The organism is Veillonella fallax, assembly GCF_020687175.1.
GTDB lineage: Bacteria > Bacillota > Negativicutes > Veillonellales > Veillonellaceae > Veillonella > Veillonella fallax.
In genome coordinates, this window is the sequence record NZ_JAJEQD010000001.1 from 12,607 (window position 1) to 33,698 (window position 21,092).

Below are 21,092 nucleotides of genomic sequence, written 5' to 3' on the forward strand. Positions count from 1 at the left end.
TATGGAAGTTTAAAATAATATATGGTAGTATTATGTTAAATATTGTGAATATTTAGTGAAAAAGAGTGCAATATTTGATTTATTTCTTCATTGTGGGGTGAGAGCCACAAATGTTGGGAGGGAACTTAATATGAATAAGGTATTCAAAGTTGTTTGGAGTGCAACTAAGCACGCTTATGTCGTAACGTCTGAGTTGGCTAAGTCACATCAAAAATCTGCAACTACAATTGTAGCTGCAGTTATTTTGGCGGCTAGCTTTTCTGGAGGTGTTGCTAATGCATCCAGCCCTGAGGATTGGGCTAGAGCTGATCTTATTGGTAGCCAAAGATGGTTAACACCTGATCAAAATGCTTGGGGTCATATGCAAGATCAACATCAAGTTGATCCACAACAATTAGACCAACAGCAACAACAACAGCAGCAACAATGGCAACAACAAGAGCCACAGCAACAGCAACAACAGCAACAACGACGTCAACGTCCTCAAGTGCCACAACAACAGCAACAACAATGGCAACAACAAGTGCCACAACAACAGCAGCAACAACAAATCCCTAAAAAAGGCGGTTCCACTGGTAATACCGTAATTAATAACTACTATACAGTTGTAACTACTGATGTTGAAAATGTTAAGAAAAATACACATAACATTAACGTTGTAAATAATAAGGTTGAGAGTGTAAAAACTGACATTAAAAATATTAATGCTAATATTACTAATATCAACGCTAAAGTTGATAAAAATAGCAAAGATATTGAAGGATTAAAAGGTAAAGTCGGCACTCAAATCACTAACATTCAACAAGACATCACAAATATTAACAATAATATTGATGCTAAATTTACTAAAATTAACAACGATATTGATGTAAAAATTGATAATAAAATTACTAATAAAATTACTAATATCACAAATAATGTTGTTAATAATGTAAATACTAACATTGATGCTAGTGTTAAAAAACATATTGAAGCTAATAATACCAATATTATTAATCAAGTAAATCAAAATATTAATACTGCAGTTCAAAATAATAACACTACAATTTTGAACAAAGTTGATGAGAAGATTGAAAATAATAACACTACTATTATTAATAATGTTAATAAAAATGTAGATGTTAAGATTAATGATATTAAAACAAATATTAATAATACGAAAAATGAGTTGAACACTAACATTTCTAATGTTAAAAATGAACTCAATCAAAATATCAACAACGTTGATATTAAAGTTAACAACAATAAAAAAGCAATTGATAATCTAACTGTTAATGTTAACAATAATAGTAAATCTATTGCTGATTTAACTGCTAAAGTTGAAGAAAACACAGCTAACATTACTTTCAACAATACTATTGCGATGGAAAACCGTAAACTTATCGGTGATAACAAAAAAGCTATCAATGAGAACAAAAAAGCCATTGATGAATTGAAAGGTAAAGTTGGCACAACAATCAATAATATTAACACTACAATTGATAATAAGATTAATGAAAATAACACTAAGATTATCAACGAAGTTAATCACAATGTAGATGTTAAAATCAACGATAGCAAAACTAACATTATCAGTGAAGTTAACAAAACAATTAATTCTAAAATTGAAGCTAACAACACAACTATTATTAATAAAGTAAATAATGATGTTGATACTAAGATCAATGCCGTTAAAACTGATATTACAAATATTAATAATACTGTAAATAATGTAAGTGCAAAAGTTGATGCTAATACTACTAACATTACTAATAACACTACAAATATTAACAAAAATGCGACTGCAATTACTGAATTAAACACTAAAGTTGATAATCAAGGTAAAGTTTTAGTTAATCATGAAGGTCGCATCCAGGCGCTTGAACAAGACAATAAAACTATTAAAACTGATGTAGCTAACACTCAAAATCAAGTTAATATCAATACTAAAGATATTGCTGATTTGAAAGGTAAAGTTGGTCAAAATATTGGTAATGTTCAAGTAGATATTAAAGATATTAAAAACAACATCACTAATATCAACAATAAAGTTGAAGCAAACACAGTTGCAATTAACAAGGTTGATGTAAAAGTTGATGGTGTTAAAGGTGACTTGGATGGCCTTAAAGGTCGTGTTGATCGCCATGACCAACGTTTGGACTATTTACAAGATAACATTGCTGATAACTCCACACGAATCTCTATTGTTGAAGATGGTGTAAAAGCTAATACAAAAGACATTAATGTAGTTGGCACAATTGCAATGGAAAATCGCACACTTATCGGTGCAAACCAAAAAGCTATCGATGAGTTAAAAGGTCATGTTGGCACACAAATTACCAATATTGAAACTACAATCAATAAGAAGATTGAAGCTAATAATACTACAATCATCAACAAAGTAGATGGTAATATTGATGCTAAGATTGAAAAAAATAACACAGTTATTAACAATAACATTAACAATGTAAATGCTAAGACTGAAGTTAATGCTAAAGCTATTACAGATAATAGTAAACGTATTGATGCTAATTCTGCTCGTATTTCCAATAATGAAAAAGCAATCAACGAGTTAAAAGGCCATGTTGGTACACAAATCACTAACATCGAAAATACAATTACTAATAAGATCAATGAAAACAACACAGTAATCAACAAAAATATCGATGCTAAGATTGAAGCTAATAACACTACAATTCTTAATAAAGTAGACAATAACATCGATGTTAAGATTAATGCTAATAACATTAAAGTTGATCAAAAAATTGATGGTGTTAAAGGCGATTTAGATGGTCTTACTAAACGCGTTGCTCAAAACGAAAAAGACATCAACGTAGCTGGCACAATTGCTATTGAAAACCGTACACTTATCGGTGCTAATAAAAAAGCTATTGATGAATTAAAAGGTCATGTTGGCAATCAAATCACAAATATCGAAAATACAATTACTAATAAAATCAACGAAAACAATACAGTAATTAATAAAACTATCGATAATAAGATTGAAGCTAACAACACTGTTATCAACCAAAATATTGATAATAAAATCAATAGCAATAACACAACAATCATTAATAAAGTAGATCAAAACATTGACGCTAAAATCAATGCTAATAACACTACAATCATTAACAAAGTTGATAAAAATATTGATGTAAAGATCAATGAAAATAACACTCAAATCAACAATACAATCAACAAAAAAGTTGGCGATGTAAATGTTAAGATTGATGGCGTTAAAGGTGATGTAGCTGGTCTTACTGCACGTGTAGATCGTCATGATCAACGTTTAGATTACTTACAAGGCAACATTGTAGATAACTCTACACGTATTAGTGCTAATGAAGATGCTATCAAAGCATTAAAAGGTCAAGTTGGTACTACAATTAAAAATATCGAAACCACAATTAATAATAAGATTACAGAAAATAATGTAACTATTAATAAAAATATCGATAATAAGATTGAAGCTAACAACACTGTTATCAACCAAAATATTGATAATAAAATCAACAGCAATAATACAACAATCATTAATAAAGTAGATCAAAACATTGATGCTAAAATCAATGCTAATAACACTACAATTCTTAACAAAGTTGATAAAAACATCGATGTAAAAATCAATGAAAATAACAAACAAATTAACAACACAATCAATACTAAGATTGGTGATGTAAATGTTAAGATTGATGGCGTTAAAGGTGACTTGAATGGTCTTAAAGGTGATTTAGATGGCCTTAAAGGTCGTGTAGATCGTCATGACCAACGTTTAGACTACTTACAAGATAATATTGCTGATAACTCCACACGTATCTCTGTAGTTGAAGATGGTGTGAAAGCTAATGCAAAAGATATTAATGTAGTAGGTACAATTGCAATGGAAAACCGTCAATTCATTGGCGATAATAAAGTTGCTATTGCAAACAACACTAAAAATATCAACATCAATGCTAAAGCTATCGATGAGTTAAAAGGTCAAGTAGGTCAATCCTCTACAGTTATCAACGATATTAAGAAACAAATTACTAATATCAATGGTAAAGTAGAAAACAACACTACAAATATTGCTAATAACACAACTAATATTGCTAAAAATACTACAGCAATTAATAACGTAAACGTTAAAGTTGATGCTAATGCTAAAGCTATTGTAGACAACAGCAAACGTATTGATGCAACTAATGTAAAAGTAGATGCTAACACTACTAACATTGCTAACAATACAACAGCAATCAACAATGTAAATGTAAAAGTTGATGGCGTTAAAGGTGACTTGAATGGTCTTACTAAACGTGTAGAACAAAACGAAAAAGACATCAATGTAGCTGGCACAATTGCTCTTGAAAACCGCAAATTCATTGGTGATAACAAAGTAGCTATTGCAAATAACACTACAAATATTAATGTTAATGCAAAAGCTATTGATGAATTGAAAGGTCAAGTAGGTAAATCTTCTACAGTGATCAATGATATTAAAAACCAAATTACTAATATCAATGGTAAAGTAGAAAATAATACTACTAACATTGCTAACAATGCTACAAACATTCAAGCTAATGTAGTGGCAATTGCTGATAATAGCAAACGTATCACTGAAAATGCTACAAACATCGCAAACAACACTACAAATATTGCTAATAACACTACAGCTATTAACAATGTAAATGTAAAAGTTGATGGCGTTAAAGGTGACTTGAATGGTCTTACTAAACGTGTAGAACAAAACGAAAAAGACATCAACGTAGCTGGTACAATTGCAATTGAAAACCGTAAATTCATTGGCGACAATAAAAAAGCTATCGATGAATTAAAAGGTCAAGTTGGTAATACAGTTAAAAATATCGAAACTACTATTAATAACAAAATTACTGAAAACAATGTAGTTATTAATAAAAATATCGATGCTAAGATTGAAGCTAACAATACTGTAATTAATCAAAATATCACAAATGCAATTACTGAAAACAACAAGGAAATTAACAATATAATTAACAATGTAAATGTTAAAGTTGCTGGTATTAAAGGTGATATTGATGGCTTGAAAGGTCGCGTAGATCGTCATGATCAACGTTTAGACTACTTACAAGATAATATTGTAGATAACTCCACACGTATTACTGCAGTAGAAGATAGTGTTAGAGTAAACACTACAAATATTGCGAACAATACAACAGCAATCAACAATGTAAATGTAAAAGTTGACGGTGTTAAAGGTGACTTAAATGGTCTTACAAAACGTGTTGACCAAAACGAAAAAGACATCAATGTAGCTGGTACAATCGCTATCGAAAACCGTACATTAATTGGCAATAATAAAGCTGCTATCGATAAGAATGCAAAAGCTATTGCTGAATTGAACGGTAAAGTTGGTACTACTATCACTAATATCGAATCTACTATCAATAATAAGATTGAAGCTAATAATACTACAATCCTTAATAAAGTAGATCAAAATATTGATGCTAAGATTACTGCTAATAACACTGTAATTAACCAAAACATTGCTAATGCAATCAATGAAAATAACACAACAATCATTAACAAAGTTGATAAAAACATTGATGTGAAAATCAATGAAAACAATAAGCAAATCAACAACACAATCAATACTAAGATTGGTGATGTTAATGTTAAGATTGATGGCGTTAAAGGTGATGTAGCTGGTCTTACTGCACGTGTAGATCGTCATGATCAACGCTTAGATTACTTACAAGGTAACATTGTAGATAACTCTACACGTATTAGCGCTAATGAAGATGCTATTAAAGCATTAAAGGGCCAAGTTGGTACAACAGTTACTAATGTTGAAAACACAATCAATGCTAAGATTGCTGAAAACAATACAGTAATTAACAACACAATTAACAGCAAAGTTAATGAAGTAAATGTTAAGGTTGATGCTAACGCAAAAGCAATTGTTGATAATAGCAAAGCTATTACTGACATTAAAGCTAATGTGACAAATATCAGCAATAAAGTAGATGTTAATACTGCAGATATCAAAGCTATCCGCACAGATATAACTAACAACACTACTAACATTGCTAATAACACTGCAGCTATTGCTAATGTAAGCAAACAAGTTACAAATAACACAACTAACATTGCTAACAATGCAACAGCTATTGCAAACATTAGTAAACAAGTTGCTGGTAACACAGCTAACATTACTGATGTAACTGCTAAGGTAAATGCTAATACTGGCCGAATTGAATCTAATACAACTGCTATTAACAACTTAACTGGTAAAGTTGATGCTAACTCTCAAGCTATTGAATCCTTGAAAGGTCAAGTTGGTAAAGGCAATACTACAATCGTTAATGTAGCTCAAAAAGTAGAAAATATTACTCAAAACATTAACGCTCAAAATAGCAACATCCAAGCTAATACTGTAAACATTCAAAACAATACTTCCAATATTAATAACATTAAAGCTAATGTTGTTAACGTTGAAAAGAATGTAAACAATATTAAAGCTGATGTAACAGTAGTAAAAGCTGATATCACAAACATCAATGCTAAAGTTGATCAAAAAATCAATATTGTAAACAACAATATTACTAACGTTAAAAACGATGTGAAGAATATTGATGCTAAAGTTACAAACATTGATAACAAAGTTACTAATATTAACAATAAAGTAACTAATATCGATAGCAAAGTAACTAATATCGATAGCAAGGTAAATGATATTGACGTAAAAGTTAATAACCAAAATACTGTAATCAACAATATCAAAACTGATGTATCTGGCTTGAAAGATCAAGTTGGCAAAAATACTGAAGCAATTAAGAACTTGCAAAATGTAAGCGCTGATGTAAACAAAGTGAAAGAACAAGTTAATGCTAATACTCAAAAAGCAAATGCTAACGAAGAACGCATTAAAAATGTTCAAAGCCAAGTTTCTGTTAATACTGAAGCAATCAAACATAATACTGAAAACATCAATATTAACAAAGCAGCGATCAAACAAAATGCTGAAGCAATTCAAAATACTAATGTAACTGTACAAAAAGTAATTAACAAAGTTGATGAACATAGCAAAGTTATTAACGACGTATCTAAACAAGTTAATACTAATACAACTAATATTGCTAATATCAATAATGTTGTTAACCAAAATACAACTAATATTACAAATGTAACTAACCAAGTTAATACAAACACAAGTAATATTAGCAAAGTAACTAACCAAGTTAATACAAATACAACAAACATCAACACTCTAAATGCTAAAGTAGATACTAATGTTACAAATATTACTAAAGTAGATAATCGTGTAACTGAAGTAGCTAAACAAGTTAATGAAAATGCACAATTAACTAAAGCTGTTGGTACTCTAGCATTAGAAAATCATGAAAAGGTTAGTGTATTAGGTTTACAAGTAAATAAAAATACTCAAGACATTGCTGATGTAAACACTAAAGTTGATGAAAATGTTACATTAACTAAGAACATTGGTGCTATTGCATTAGAAAACAATGAAAAAGTTAATGTATTGGGCTTGCAAGTAAATAAAAATACTCAAGATATCAGTACATTAGCAGAAGCTGCAAATTACAGCTTGAAAGCTTCTAACATTGCATTACAAGATCATGCAACACTTGTTCAACATGATGCACAAATCGCAGAAAACTCTCGCCGCATTAGCAGCGTAGAACGCGATGTTAAAGTTGTAGGTGCTAATGCAGCAGCATTAGCAGCATTGAAACCTATCGAATACCACGAAGGTCAAAAAGCTCAAATTATGGCGGCTGTTGGTACTTACAAAGGTAAAACATCTACTGCATTGGGTGTAGCACATTATGCAAATCCTGATTTATTAATCCATGCTGGTGCCGCTTATGGTGGTGACCATAGCGTAATGGCAAATGCTGGTGTAACAATCGGTATTGGTAATGCTCCTACAGCTCCTAAAGCATCCCCTGCAACTGTAAAAGTTCTTGAGGATCAAGTGGCTGATTTGCAAGCACAAAACAAAGAAATTCGTGAACTTCTTGATAAAGTGATTGCACAACAACCACAACAAGCTCCAAAAGCAGCTGTAAAAACAACTAAATAATATGCCTCCCAACCGATGGGTTACACTATAATCTATCGTAGGTATAGAAACCGCGTAGCAGAAATGCTACGCGGTTTTCTTTTTGTGTGGATTTGTGGTGATTGTATTCCAATATATCGTTTGATTTAAGTGTTACAGAACTTATGGGGATATTGTGGTGGGGATTGGATATAGATAAAACTAAAATTTGGCACCTGGTGGTGGGTAGTGGTTTTTATGATTCGATTATTATTTAATTTCGAACATATGTATCTAAGAAAAGAAGAGAAAAATAGAGATTATGAAAGAAAAATATAAAAAAGTGGGATAAAAATGGATTTTTTATTGTGATTGGTGGGGAATTGTGGTAGAATTTACCATATAGTGGTGGATAAGGAATGGTAAAGGGCGGTGATACGTATGTTCATGGGAGAATATAATCACACCATTGATACAAAAGGGCGGATGATTATACCCGCGAAAATACGTGAACAACTAGGCGAAGTATGCATTGTTACTAAGGGCCTAGATAACTGCTTAGCTATTTACACCGAAGAAGCGTGGAAGAAAATTTCTGCAGCTTTACAATCACAATCCTCCACTAAAGCTAGCGTACGTGCCTTAAAACGTTTTGTTTTTGGTAGTGCCGCTGAGCTTGAATATGATAAACAAGGTCGTGTCCTCATTCCTGTACCACTACGTGAATATGCGAGCCTTGATAAACAGGCCGTTATTGTCGGTGCTGGGGATCACGTTGAAATTTGGAGCCGCGAAAAATATGATTACTATGATGATCAAGTGGCTGAAAGTATGGAAGAACTTGTCGAAGGTCTAGAAGGGATTATGTTATAGGAGGCTATGATGGAATTTAATCATACCAGCGTACTTTTACGCGAAACGGTGGACTCCGTCGTAACTAATCCAAAAGGCATCTATGTGGACTGTACTCTGGGCGGTGCAGGACATGCCCATGCTGTGGGCGAGATGCTAGACCCAGAAGGCATGATTATAGGGTTGGATCAAGATGAAGATGCGTTGAGCGTAGCTCGACAGCGTTTATCTGATTTAACATGTCAGGTATTAACAATACCGACGAACTTTTCTAACTTAAAAGAAGCCCTCCATAATGAGGGCATCTATGAAGTAGATGGATTTATCTTTGATCTTGGCGTATCTAGCTATCAACTGGATACACCAGAGCGTGGCTTTTCATATATGAATGATGGCCCACTCGATATGCGTATGGATAAGGACGCACCATTAACGGCAGAAGAGGTTGTTAATGAATATGATGCTGAAGCATTATTGCAAATTATCCGCGACTATGGTGAAGAGCGATGGGCTAAGCGCATTGTTGAATTCATCATTAATGCACGTCAAGAAAAACGAATTACCACCACTGGTGAGTTAGTTAGAATTATTAAGCAAGCAATACCTGCGAAGGCGCGTCAAGATGGACCGCATCCGGCAAAACGGACGTTCCAAGCCATTCGCATTGAAGTAAATAGAGAATTAGCTATCTTGCATGATAGTTTTGTAGATGCTGTATCCATGTTGAAACCAAAGGGGAAAATTGGGGTTATCACATTCCACTCCTTGGAAGATCGAATTACAAAACAAACTTTCAAAGAGTTGAGTACAGCATGTATATGTCCTCCAGAATTGCCAATGTGCGTTTGTAACCACAAGGCAGTTGTGAAGGCGAAGAATAAGGCTATAGAGCCGAGTGCAGGGGAGATTGAGGTTAATCCGAGGGCTAGAAGCGCAAAGTTACGCGTAGCCGTCAAGTTGTAGAATTGGAAGGGGTTAGTGTTTATGTTAGCGAGAAAGGCTGTTGTGGGCCAAGTTAAAAGCGATGTGTTGGTCGCTTCACAAGGGAGAAAACGTAGTGCAAATGTGGCTCTAGATTTGAGCCCTATGATGTGGCAGGTTGTATATGGTATTGCTGCATTGGTTGCATTTTTGCTTATCATGATGGTTATGAATGCGTACAGCACAAAATTAGGCTATGAAGTAGTTAAAACACAGCAAGCTGTAGTACAATTAACAAAGGATAATGATGCGTTGGATGTTGAAGTGGCTTCTTTGAAGTCTCCTGTTCGTATTCAACAAATCGCAGAACAACAACTAGGGATGGTTTTGCCTGATTCTTTTGTTTATAGTACAAAAAGCGCTGTTACTGAACGTACTGTACAAGAGAAACAGCAAATTATAGACTAGCAGGCAAAGCAGCTCGTATTGGGCTGCTTTCCTTTGCGTGTAAAGGAGATTGTATATGAAACAATTACAAGATATAGTAAAAACTTTGCAAATACCGCATGTAGAAGGCAATACAGCTGTTGAGGTATTAGATATTACGGCTGATTCTCGTGCAGTAAAAGCAGGTAGCTTATTTATTGCATTAGATGGTGCCACTGTAGATGGTCATAATTATGTAAATAAAGCTGTTGAAGCTGGTGCTGTAGCAGTACTTGTATCTAAACCGGTAGAGGTATGTGGTGATGTTTGTGTTATCACTGTAGAGGATACTCGAAAAGCTATGATGGCTTGTGTGCCATATTTCTTTGATTATCCAGCCAATTCCATGCGTATGATCGGTGTTACTGGTACTAATGGTAAAACGACTACAACTCATATGATTCGTCATATTTTGAAAGGTCAAGGCCATAAAGTAGGCGTTATTGGTACCGTTCATATTATGATTGGTGATACATCCTATCCAATTCATAATACAACGCCTGATGTAGTAGATTTACAACATATTCTTCATCAAATGGTAGAAGAAGGTGTTACCCATTGTGTCATGGAAGTATCTTCCCATGCGTTAGCATTAGGTCGGGTTTCTGGTGTTGAATATGATACAGCAGTATTCACGAACTTGACACAAGATCATTTGGACTTTCACAAGACCTTTGAAAATTATTTGGCAGCTAAGTGTAAATTATTTGAACAAGTTAGCGCGCCGAACCAAACTAAATCTGGTAAAGGGGCTATCATCAATATCGATGACGAGTATGGTCATCGTGTAATTGAAAAAACAACGGCGCCTATCATTACGTACAGTATTGATGGTAAAGGGTCGTTAAATGCTCATGATGTTGAAATGACGCCTAAATCTAGCCGTTATACTGTATCCTATGATGGCAATGACTATACAGTGGCTATGAATACAACTGGTTTGTTTAATGTATATAATACATTGGCTGCTATTGGCGCTTGTTTATTAGAAGGTATCTCCATGGAAGATATCGATAAGGCGTTGAAAACATTTAGCGCTGTGCCTGGCCGTTTTGAGCTTATTGAAGAAGGTCAACCATTTGCAGTTGTTGTAGACTATGCACATACACCAGATGGGTTAGAAAATATTTTGCAAACTGCAAAGGCTATTCAAGAAAATCGCATTATTGTAGTCTTTGGTTGTGGTGGTGACCGGGATGCTACAAAACGTCCTATAATGGGCCGTATTGCTGCACAATATGGCGATGTAGTATATGTTACATCTGACAATCCTCGCACAGAAGATCCTGTGAAAATTGTGAAAGATGTAGAGGTAGGCGTTAAAGAAGGCCTTCGTGAAGGCTCTCACTATGAAGTTATCGTTGATCGTCGGGAAGCGATTCAACATGCAATACAAAATGCAAAACCTGGGGATATTGTACTAATTGCAGGTAAGGGGCATGAGGATTACCAAATCTTAAAGGATAAAACGATTCATTTCGATGATCGTGAAGAGGCGCGAGCAGCCCTCAAGGAGATCTAATATGGCAGAATTTACATTGTCTCAAGTGGTAGAAGCCACACAAGGGACGAGTGCACATACCGACAATATTAAGTTTTTAGATGTATCTACTGATACAAGAACGATTGAATCAGGCTTTTTATTTGTATCCTTAAAAGGCGATACCTTTGATGGTCATGATTTTATTAATACAGCTATCGAAAAGGGCGCTACTGGTGCAATTGTAGAAAAAGGCCGTGCAGTGGACGGCATCGTATGCATTGAAGTAGATAATACATTGGTAGCGTATCAAAATTTAGCACGTTACCACCGTCGTCGATTTGATATCCCTGTAGTTGCTATTACTGGTTCTTCTGGTAAAACTACAACAAAGGAAATGGTAGCTGCTGTACTCGGTACCGAATTTAATGTTTTGAAAACTGAGAAAAACTTTAACAATGAAATTGGTTTGCCAAAAACATTGTTGCGTTTAACTGCAGAACATCAAGCTTGTGTTGTTGAAATGGGCATGCGTGGCCTTGGTCAAATCGAGGAGCTTGCGCTGATTGCAGAACCAACTATGGGTATTATTACCAATGTTGGTACTAGCCATATTGAGCTATTAGGCTCTCGTGAAGCCATCGCACAAGCTAAAGGTGAGTTAATTCGTTGCTTGCCTGAATATAGTGTGGCTATTCTCAATGAAGATGATCCATATGTTAAAGCTATGGATAGTCTTGCCAAAGGTAAAACGATTACCTATGGTATCGAACGTAATGCCACATGTATTGGCAGTCATTTGCGTTATAAAAAAGATGGTATTAAATTTACATGCAAATGTTATGACGAAGTATTTGATATCTTCTTGCCTATGATTGGTGAACACAATGTATATGACGCATTGGCAGCAATTGTAGCTGGTCGTGTGCTAGGCATTAAGTCCAATACGATTCGCAAGGGCTTAAGTGAATTTACAGGCACTCCTATGCGCCAAGAAATCGTACCATTTGAAGATATTGTTATCTTAAATGACGCGTATAATGCAAATCCTTCTTCTATGGCTGAAGCGATAAAAGCTTTGGGGCAGCTAGAAGGTAAACGTAAAATTGCTATGCTTGGTGATATGCTTGAACTTGGTGATTATACTGAACAAGCGCATCGTGAAATTGGTCAATTGCTAGCTGAAGAAGGTTATAGTGTTGTCTTCACATTTGGTGATGCTGCTGCCTTTATAGCTAAAGAAGCTAAAAAAGCAGGCTTAACTACATTCCGTTGTAATAGCTATTTGGAAATGGCCAATGCATACAGTGATATTCGCGAAAAAGGGGATGTTATCCTAGTCAAAGGCTCCCGTGGTTTGCGGATGGAACGAGTTGTTGAAGAATTGAAAGATCGTGAATAAAAGGTTACGGCTAGTTATATCTAGCCGTCATCTGTTTATTAATGAGTAGAGGATTCGTATGATATATCACATTCTATTAGCCTTCGTAGTAACCTTTATTATTACGGTAGTGCTAGGTAAATTTGCTATTCCTATGTTGCGTTCTTTGCACGCACAACAAAGTATTCGTGAAGAAGGTCCAGAAAGTCATCAAGCGAAAGCTGGTACACCAACAATGGGTGGCGCTTTCATGATGGTAGCCCTCGTCATTGGGGTTGCTTTATTTGCACCGTGGAATGTGGGTACTGGTATGTTATTATTCCTAACATTAGGACATTGTTTATTGGGCTTCTTTGATGATTTTGTAAAAGCTGTAAAAAAACGTAATCTTGGTTTGACAGCAAAGCAAAAATTACTAGGTCAATTTATTTTGGCTGCAATATTCTGTTACTGTATTACTGAAATTATGGTTATTCCTACCACATTGTGGATTCCTGTAGCAGATATTCACCTTCAATTAGGTTGGGCTTATTATGTATTGGCATTTTTAATTATCGTAGGTGCTACGAATGCCGTAAATCTTACAGATGGTCTTGATGGTTTAGCTAGTGGTACATCTGCTGTAGCTGCCATTGCCTTTTCCGTTATCGGCCTTATGGCTGCATCCACAACAAATTCTATTGGCGCTGAAAGCGTTGCTTACTATGGTGCCATTGTAGCCGCTGTATGCCTTGGTTTCTTGGTATACAATGTAAACCCTGCAAAAGTATTTATGGGGGATACAGGTTCTTTAGCCTTAGGTGGCGCTTTTGCAGCGATGGCGATTCTTACAAAAACAGAGTTGTTACTCGTTGTAATTGGCGGTATTTTTGTTATGGAAGCGTTATCCGTTATTATTCAAGTTATTTCCTTTAAAACTCGTGGTGTACGAGTATTTAAAATGAGCCCTATTCACCATCATTTTGAGTTGTCTGGTTGGGCTGAACAAACTGTTGTTAATCGCTTCTGGTTTGGTGGTGCTGTATTAGCTGTTATTGGTGTCATTTTAGCGACTATAACTTTGTAAGATAATACTTAACGGAAGCCGCAAATAATGGTATGCTTATAAGATAGGAATACATTATTTTTGTTGATAATTTAGGTGATACAGATGGAATACGGAGACAAACATATACTTGTTCTGGGCGCTGGTGCCAGCGGTATAGGCGCATCTTGGGTGTTAGCTCAAGTTGGGGCCCATGTAGTGTTAAATGATTATAAGCCTGTTGCACTGCCTGCAGATGAGGAAAAAAGACTAGTATCAGCGGGTGTGGAGATTATTACAGGTCTACAAGACGAATCCTTGCTTGATGGCGTGGATCGTATTGTTATTTCTCCAGGTATTTCTCTAGATATTCCCATTGTAAAAGCTGCTCAAGCGCGTGGTATTGATGTAGTTAGTGAAGTTGAAGTAGCTTATGAGTTATCTAAATCTCCAATTGTAGCCGTTACTGGTACAAACGGTAAGACTACTACTACAACATTATTAACTAAGGTATTGGAAGGAACTGGAAAACCAGTTCGCGTTGGTGGCAATATAGGGGATTCCCTCAGTGAAGTTGCCTATTCCATGCCAGTAGATGGTTTCTTGGTAGCTGAACTATCTAGCTATCAATTAGAAACAATTAAGCATTTTAGACCGATTGGTGCTATTATGCTCAATATTACACCAGACCATTTAGCTCGTCACAAGACGATGGAAAATTATATTGCTGCAAAGGAACGAATCTTTGAAAATCAATTGAGCACAGATTTTATGGTGCTTAATATTGATGATCCAATTGTGGCAGATATGGAACATCGTGTGCCTAGCCATATCCTTAAAATTAGTCAACATCAAGTGGTACCAAATGGTGCCTACTATGATAAAGGACAATGTTATGTAACAAAGGATGGTAAGGCAACGCCTGTTATTGGAAGCGATGATATTCATATTCCAGGTAGTCATAATATTGAAAATATTTTAACTGTTATCGCTTTAACCTATGCGTTAGGTGTGCCAGTAGAAACTATCCATCGCATTATTAGCGAGTTCTATGGTGTTGAACATCGATTAGAACGGGTTAAAACGATTGATGGCGTTACATTCTATAATGACTCTAAAGCTACTAATGTTGACTCTGTTGTAAAAGCATTAGAATCCTTTGATCAATCAGTTATTTTATTAGCTGGTGGTCATGATAAAATGACTCCATTAGAAGATTTTATGCAGCTTGTTAAAGATCATACAAAAGCTGTTATCTTTATGGGGGAAGCGGCGGATCGATTTGAAGCTGCTGCAAAAGAGACTGGCGTTCAGCCTATTTACAGAGCTTCATCTATGAAAGATGCTGTTGAACAAGGTTATAAATTGGCTGACCAAGGTGATATTGTATTATTATCACCAGCATGTTCAAGCTTTGATTGGTATAGCTGTTTTGAAGAACGTGGCGATGATTTCAAAAATTGTGTTCATATGTTGCAAGAAGGGAGACACCATTAATGAAACGTATCATTATTTCAGGTGGTGGCACCGGTGGACATATATATCCAGCAATAACTATATATAAGGAAATTATGAAGCAGAACCCTGATGCACAGGTTTTATATGTAGGAACTGAAAAGGGCTTAGAGGCAACCTTAGTGCCTAAAGAAGGCATTGAGTTTACTACATTACCCGTACAAGGTTTGCAACGTAAATTATCTTTTGGTACGTTGGTGACGTTAGGTAAGACTGCTTTCTCTCTTGTGAAAGCCAATACAATCATTTCTAACTTTAAGCCGGATGTAGTTATTGGTACTGGTGGTTATGTCTGTGGTCCTATTCTCATGGCTGCAGCATTACGCAACATTCCAACATTGATACAGGAACAAAATGTCATTGCAGGTATTACAAATAAAATTCTAAGCCGTTTTGTTGATGTAGTAGCCGTGGGCTACAAGGATGCAGAAGCATCTTTTTCAAAGGCAAAACGCGTAGTGTATACTGGTAACCCAGTACGCCCTGATGTATTAGTCGATACTAGAGCTGATGGACGTAATTATTTTAATTTAAGTGATGACACATTTACAGTTCTCATAGCAGGTGGCTCTCGGGGGGCGCGAACTATCAATAATGCTATGATTGATGTACATAAGCATTTTCAAGGAACAAAAGGAATCAAATTAATCCATATTACAGGGGACGGAGAATACAAATCTGTGTTATCTCAGCTTGGTATTACCGATGGTGATGGTTTAGGTGATTCTTCAGTGATTCTGCCATATCTACATGATATGCCAAAAGCTTTGGCAGCAGCTGATTTAGCAGTCTTTAGATCTGGTGCTATCGGTCTTGCTGAGCTGGCGGTTCGAGGTATTCCATCTGTGTTGGTACCATATCCATATGCAGCGGAAGATCATCAAACATATAATGCCCGTATCTTTGTTCAAGAAGGGGCTGCTCATATGATCGTTGATCAAATGTTAAGTGCTCATGATTTGATAGGGGAAATTGAAATGTTTATGGCCAATCGTGATTTATTGTCACAAATGGGAGAACGAGCATTGCAATTAGGGAAACCAAATGCGGCTCATGATATTGCAAAATTAGCATTATCTATTGCAAAGTAACAAGGAGAGGTTTTATGTTAGACGGTATTCATAAGATTCACCTTATTGGTATAGGTGGGTCTGGCATGCGTGCTATAGCGAATATTTTAATTCAAAAAGGTTATGATGTATCTGGTTCAGATGTAACTGAATCTGCAGTTATTGAAAAGTTCAGAAATATGGGCGCTACCGTTCATATTGGTCATAATAAAGAGTATGTAAATGGCGTTGATGCTGTAGTTCGTTCTACAGCTATTCGTGAAGATAATCCTGAAATTGTAGCGGCAAAAGAACAAGGTATTACAATTTTGCACCGTTCCGATATTGTAAAAGCTGTGTTAGACGTAACAGATGGCATTGCAGTAGCCGGCGCACACGGTAAAACTTCTACTACTTCAATGATTGGTCAAATTTTAGTAGAAGCAGATGCTGATCCAACAGTTATTATTGGTGGTGAAGTAGATTATTTAAAAGGTAGTAGTTGCCTTGGCAAAGGCCATTTTTCTGTAGTAGAAGCAGATGAAAGTGATGGGTCTTTCTTGAAACTACGTCCACACACAATTGTTATTACTAATATTGAAGATGATCATATGGATCATTACAAAACAATGGATAATTTGCTAAATGCATTCTGTGAGTTTGTTGAAACCTTACCAGAATCTGGCAAAGCAATCGTATGTGGTGATAATGAAAATATTCGCTACATTATGAGTCGTGTAAATCGTAACTTCATTACATATGGCTTAAGCGATAATAATGACTATGTAGCTAAAAATATTCATTATGTAGATTCTACATTGGTTTATGATGTATATCATAAGGGTGTAAATATTGAGCGTATTCGCTTGCGTGTTCCTGGTGAACATAATGTATTGAACTCCTTGGCTGCCTTTATTGTGGCTCATGATTGCTGTGGTGTAGAAACACGTATCATTACTAAGGGCTTAGGTAAATTTATCGGTGCAAAACGTCGTTTTGAAACGAAAGGTCATGTAGCCGGTGTATGGGTTGTTGATGACTATGCTCATCATCCTACAGAGATTAAAGCTACGTTGAAAGCTGCAAAAGAGTTAGAAAAACATCGTGTTATCTGTGTATTCCAACCACATCGCTTTACTCGTACTAGCTTGCTAAAGGATGAATTTGCCACTGCTTTCACAAACGCTGATGAAGTCTATATGACAGATATTTATAGCTCTGGCGAAGATCCAATCCCTGGAATTGATGGACATACGATTCCAAATGCTATTAAAGCGGCCACAGGTCAAGATGTAAATTATGTGCCGTCTGTTGACGATTTACCTGAAGTATTAGCTAAAGTAGTGAGACCTAATGACTTGGTTATCACCATGGGCGCAGGTTCTATTAATCAATATGGACCAAAATTATTAACTATATTGGAGGAAGGCTTACAATGAAAGATAAAAAAATAATCGTATTGATGGGTGGTCCTTCCAAAGAGGCGGAAGTATCTCGCCGTACTGGTGCTGCTATTGCGGAAGCACTTGAAAGCAAAGGTTATAATGCCCAAACATTAGAACTTAATCCACGTACTGTTTTAAAAGATATTGAAGCCCTCGGTGGTGAAGTAGTATTCAATGCCATTCACGGCCGTTATGGTGAAGACGGTGCATTACAAGGCTTATTAGAAATGGCTGAAATTCCATACACTGGGTCCGGTATTATGGCTCATGCAGTAGGGATGAATAAAAAAGTAAGTAAAGATGTGTTTAAAGGTGCCAATATTCCTACGGCGGCTTCCGAGTCCTTCAATGGCAATCTTGAATCTGCAGAGGCTATTATTGAACACATCCGTAAAGATTTTACAATTCCAGTAGTTGTGAAATCTGCCACTCAAGGTTCTAGTATTGGGGTTACTATCGTTCGCGATGAAGCTCAGTTAGAAGCGGCTGTAACAGAAGCTCTTAAATATGACCCTATTCTCGTGGTAGAACAATTCCTTGATGGTCGTGAATTTACAGTATCTGTTTTAGATGGTAAAGCATTGTCTGTTATTGAAATTCGTCCACATTCTGGTGAATATGACTACAAGAGTAAGTATACTGTAGGTGCTACAGAGTATTTAGTGCCAGCACCTATTAGTGAAGAAATGACTGCTGAAATGCAACGCATTGGGGAACTTGTATATCGCGAAGTACAAGGCAGTGGGGTTATTCGTGTTGATGTTATGACAGATCATGCCGATAAGATGTATGTTCTTGAATATAACACTGTGCCTGGTATGACAGCAACGTCTTTAGTACCAAAAGCAGCTAAAGAAATGGGAATCGACTTCCCAACATTATGTGAAAAAATTCTATTAACAGCTAGTATAGGGAAATTTTAAGGGCTAATAGAAGATAAGGAGTTAACTATGGATGATAAGCAAAACCATCCATCCAACTCTGGGGAGATGCAGTCTTCTACACCTGTTCGTGATGAACGGGCTGTATTTAGAAAACGAGTGTTAAAAATCGGTGGTGCAGTTACTCTCGTGTTGGTGGGGTTGTTTACACTACCTATTCCTTTTGGATCCTTAAAAGTTACTGGATCGGATAAGGTAACTGTACAAGATGTAATGGTAGCAGGTGATATACATGAACCTGTTAATATATTGCAAATTAGTACAGAAAAATTAAAAACTAGATTGTCGAAAGACTTACGTGTCGAAGAGGCTCAAATTAGCTATCAGTTGCCACTTACAATGGTGGTAAATGTGGTGGAACGCAAGGCTGTTGCCGTTGTACCCGCTCAGTTTGGATATTTGACCCTTGATGGTAAAGGTCAAGTGATTGCATCTGAGCCTGCTATTCAAGATACATCGGTGCCTATGATTTCTGGTGTAAAAGCTGGAAATATACTCTTAGGAGATACGGTGGTAGATAAGCCGATATTGGCTGCTCTTGAATATTTGAACTCTCTTGATGAGGAGACATTCAAGAATATTGCAGAGGTTAATATCGGAGATCCTGATGCAATAATGGCATATACTGTTTCAGGTGTGCAGATTCGACTGGGAGATGGCAAAGACTTAGCAAAAAAAGCAGAGCTAACTCAGTCGATGTTACAAGATATTAAAAAGACTCATGGTAATGTACAGTATATAGATGTAAATGTTTCGTCACCGTACATTAAAACCGATGTGATGCCAGAAGGCAAAAAGCATCAAAATGGAGCACCGACTACAGAAAATTCATCTACTAAGAAGGATGAGACAAAAACAAGATAAATAAGGTCATGTTGAAAATAAAAGGTAGATGATTGTCGTGAGACACGAACGGTGGGCAATTGCCATAGTCAGCTGTATATTGGGGTTTATGGTTGTAACCCAATATAAGATGACGCAAGATAATATAGAAGAAAATATTCGCTTACAACGGGCTGGTGATTTAGCAGTACAATTGCGAGAGGCCCAGAGTGAACGGGATGCTTTATTAAAGCAAATTGAATCACTAAAAAAAACTGGCGCTAATGGCGATGGTAAAGCTGATGAACAGCTCATGATGAAAGCGGCTTTAACAAATGTTAAAGGTCCAGGTGTTAGCGTTTTGATTGAAGATAGCTTAAAGCCTGTTCAAAGTGGTGAAAATCCCAATTTGTATGTAATTCATGATGAAGATATTCTTAGGATTGTTAATGAATTACGGGCTGGTGGGGCTGAAGCAATAGCTATTAATGATCAACGCCTTATAGGAACGTCTGAAATACGATGTTCAGGACCAACTATTACTGTAAATGGTAAGGTCTTTGGCGCTCCTTTTACGGTAAAAGCTATTGGAGATCCAAAGACATTAAATTCGGCGCTAACTATGCGTGGTGGTGTAGTAGATTCGCTTAAACATTGGGGTATAAAGGTAACTATAAAGCAAGAAGAGGATGTAGCGATTCCTGCTTTCACAGGTACTTTTAGAGAAGAACATATGAAGCCTAATGAGTTAGGAGGTAAAGAATGAACATCTATATCTTTGCCATCATTGGCCTAATCATAGGGGCTACCTTAGGATGGATAGCACCACTTCATATCCCTATTAGTTACTCGAACTATACATCAGTAGCTGTCCTAGCGGCATTAGATGCAGTGTTTGGCGGTAGTCGAGCGGCACTAGAAAGAACCTTTAATCTTAGCAACTTTGTAATTGGGTTCTTTTCAAATATGGTGTTAGCTGTTATTCTTGTATATGTTGGTGATTTAATAGGCATTAATCTTTACTATGTAGCCCTTATTGGTTTTGGGTTGCGTGTGTTTATTAATGTAGGCGCTATACGCAAGATAATTATGACTAAGCGGTTCTAATAAATCACATTCTATATAGTGGAAAGTTTTTAAATTTTAGTGTAAAATAAATGTAATTGTTATAAGA

Annotated in this window: 14 protein-coding genes; all 14 read left to right on the plus strand. The window is 35.9% G+C overall.

Going from position 1 to position 21,092, the window contains the following annotated elements:
- Positions 1 to 130: 130 nt before the first annotated feature.
- The 14 genes from LKD20_RS00065 (at position 131) to LKD20_RS00130 (ending at position 21,025) form a co-directional block, all read left to right on the plus strand.
- Positions 131 to 8,044 carry an ESPR-type extended signal peptide-containing protein gene (locus tag LKD20_RS00065; protein WP_227720164.1) on the plus strand — a complete coding sequence of 2,638 codons (7,914 nt, stop codon included), beginning with the start codon at positions 131 to 133 and terminating at the stop codon, positions 8,042 to 8,044.
- 399 nt (positions 8,045 to 8,443) lie between these two features.
- Complete coding sequence (mraZ, locus tag LKD20_RS00070) at positions 8,444 to 8,875, plus strand: division/cell wall cluster transcriptional repressor MraZ (protein ID WP_039969108.1); 432 nt, start codon at positions 8,444 to 8,446, stop codon at positions 8,873 to 8,875.
- 9 nt (positions 8,876 to 8,884) lie between these two features.
- Complete coding sequence (rsmH, locus tag LKD20_RS00075) at positions 8,885 to 9,817, plus strand: 16S rRNA (cytosine(1402)-N(4))-methyltransferase RsmH (RefSeq protein ID WP_227720166.1); 933 nt, start codon at positions 8,885 to 8,887, stop codon at positions 9,815 to 9,817.
- A 21-nt stretch (positions 9,818 to 9,838) separates the two neighbouring features.
- Positions 9,839 to 10,243: a cell division protein FtsL gene (ftsL, locus tag LKD20_RS00080; protein ID WP_005386230.1), complete on the plus strand. Its 405-nt coding sequence runs from the start codon at positions 9,839 to 9,841 to the stop codon at positions 10,241 to 10,243.
- A 55-nt stretch (positions 10,244 to 10,298) separates the two neighbouring features.
- Entirely contained in the window at positions 10,299 to 11,783 is a 1,485-nt protein-coding gene (locus LKD20_RS00085) for a UDP-N-acetylmuramoyl-L-alanyl-D-glutamate--2,6-diaminopimelate ligase (RefSeq protein WP_227720168.1), read from the plus strand.
- Between the two features lies 1 nt (position 11,784).
- Positions 11,785 to 13,143, plus strand: a complete 1,359-nt coding sequence (locus tag LKD20_RS00090; RefSeq protein WP_227720170.1) for a UDP-N-acetylmuramoyl-tripeptide--D-alanyl-D-alanine ligase — start codon at positions 11,785 to 11,787, stop codon at positions 13,141 to 13,143.
- A gap of 58 nt (positions 13,144 to 13,201) precedes the next feature.
- On the plus strand, positions 13,202 to 14,188 hold the full coding sequence (mraY, locus tag LKD20_RS00095) for a phospho-N-acetylmuramoyl-pentapeptide-transferase (protein ID WP_005386234.1): 987 nt from the start codon (positions 13,202 to 13,204) through the stop codon (positions 14,186 to 14,188).
- 84 nt (positions 14,189 to 14,272) lie between these two features.
- Positions 14,273 to 15,643 (plus strand): UDP-N-acetylmuramoyl-L-alanine--D-glutamate ligase, encoded by a 1,371-nt coding sequence (murD, locus tag LKD20_RS00100; protein WP_227720171.1) that lies wholly within the window; start codon positions 14,273 to 14,275, stop codon positions 15,641 to 15,643.
- Positions 15,643 to 16,752 (plus strand): undecaprenyldiphospho-muramoylpentapeptide beta-N-acetylglucosaminyltransferase, encoded by a 1,110-nt coding sequence (murG, locus tag LKD20_RS00105; protein WP_105089337.1) that lies wholly within the window; start codon positions 15,643 to 15,645, stop codon positions 16,750 to 16,752. The genes murD and murG overlap by 1 nt, the downstream gene beginning before the upstream one ends.
- 14 nt (positions 16,753 to 16,766) lie before the next feature.
- Complete coding sequence (murC, locus tag LKD20_RS00110) at positions 16,767 to 18,149, plus strand: UDP-N-acetylmuramate--L-alanine ligase (RefSeq protein WP_005386239.1); 1,383 nt, start codon at positions 16,767 to 16,769, stop codon at positions 18,147 to 18,149.
- Entirely contained in the window at positions 18,146 to 19,078 is a 933-nt protein-coding gene (locus LKD20_RS00115; protein WP_119206182.1) for a D-alanine--D-alanine ligase family protein, read from the plus strand. The genes murC and LKD20_RS00115 overlap by 4 nt, the downstream gene beginning before the upstream one ends.
- Before the next feature lie 27 nt (positions 19,079 to 19,105).
- Positions 19,106 to 19,960, plus strand: a complete 855-nt coding sequence (locus tag LKD20_RS00120; RefSeq protein WP_105089334.1) for a cell division protein FtsQ/DivIB — start codon at positions 19,106 to 19,108, stop codon at positions 19,958 to 19,960.
- 28 nt (positions 19,961 to 19,988) lie between these two features.
- On the plus strand, positions 19,989 to 20,684 hold the full coding sequence (locus LKD20_RS00125) for a DUF881 domain-containing protein (protein ID WP_119206183.1): 696 nt from the start codon (positions 19,989 to 19,991) through the stop codon (positions 20,682 to 20,684).
- Positions 20,681 to 21,025, plus strand: a complete 345-nt coding sequence (locus tag LKD20_RS00130) for a small basic family protein (protein WP_227720174.1) — start codon at positions 20,681 to 20,683, stop codon at positions 21,023 to 21,025. The genes LKD20_RS00125 and LKD20_RS00130 overlap by 4 nt, the downstream gene beginning before the upstream one ends.
- Positions 21,026 to 21,092 lie beyond the last annotated feature (67 nt).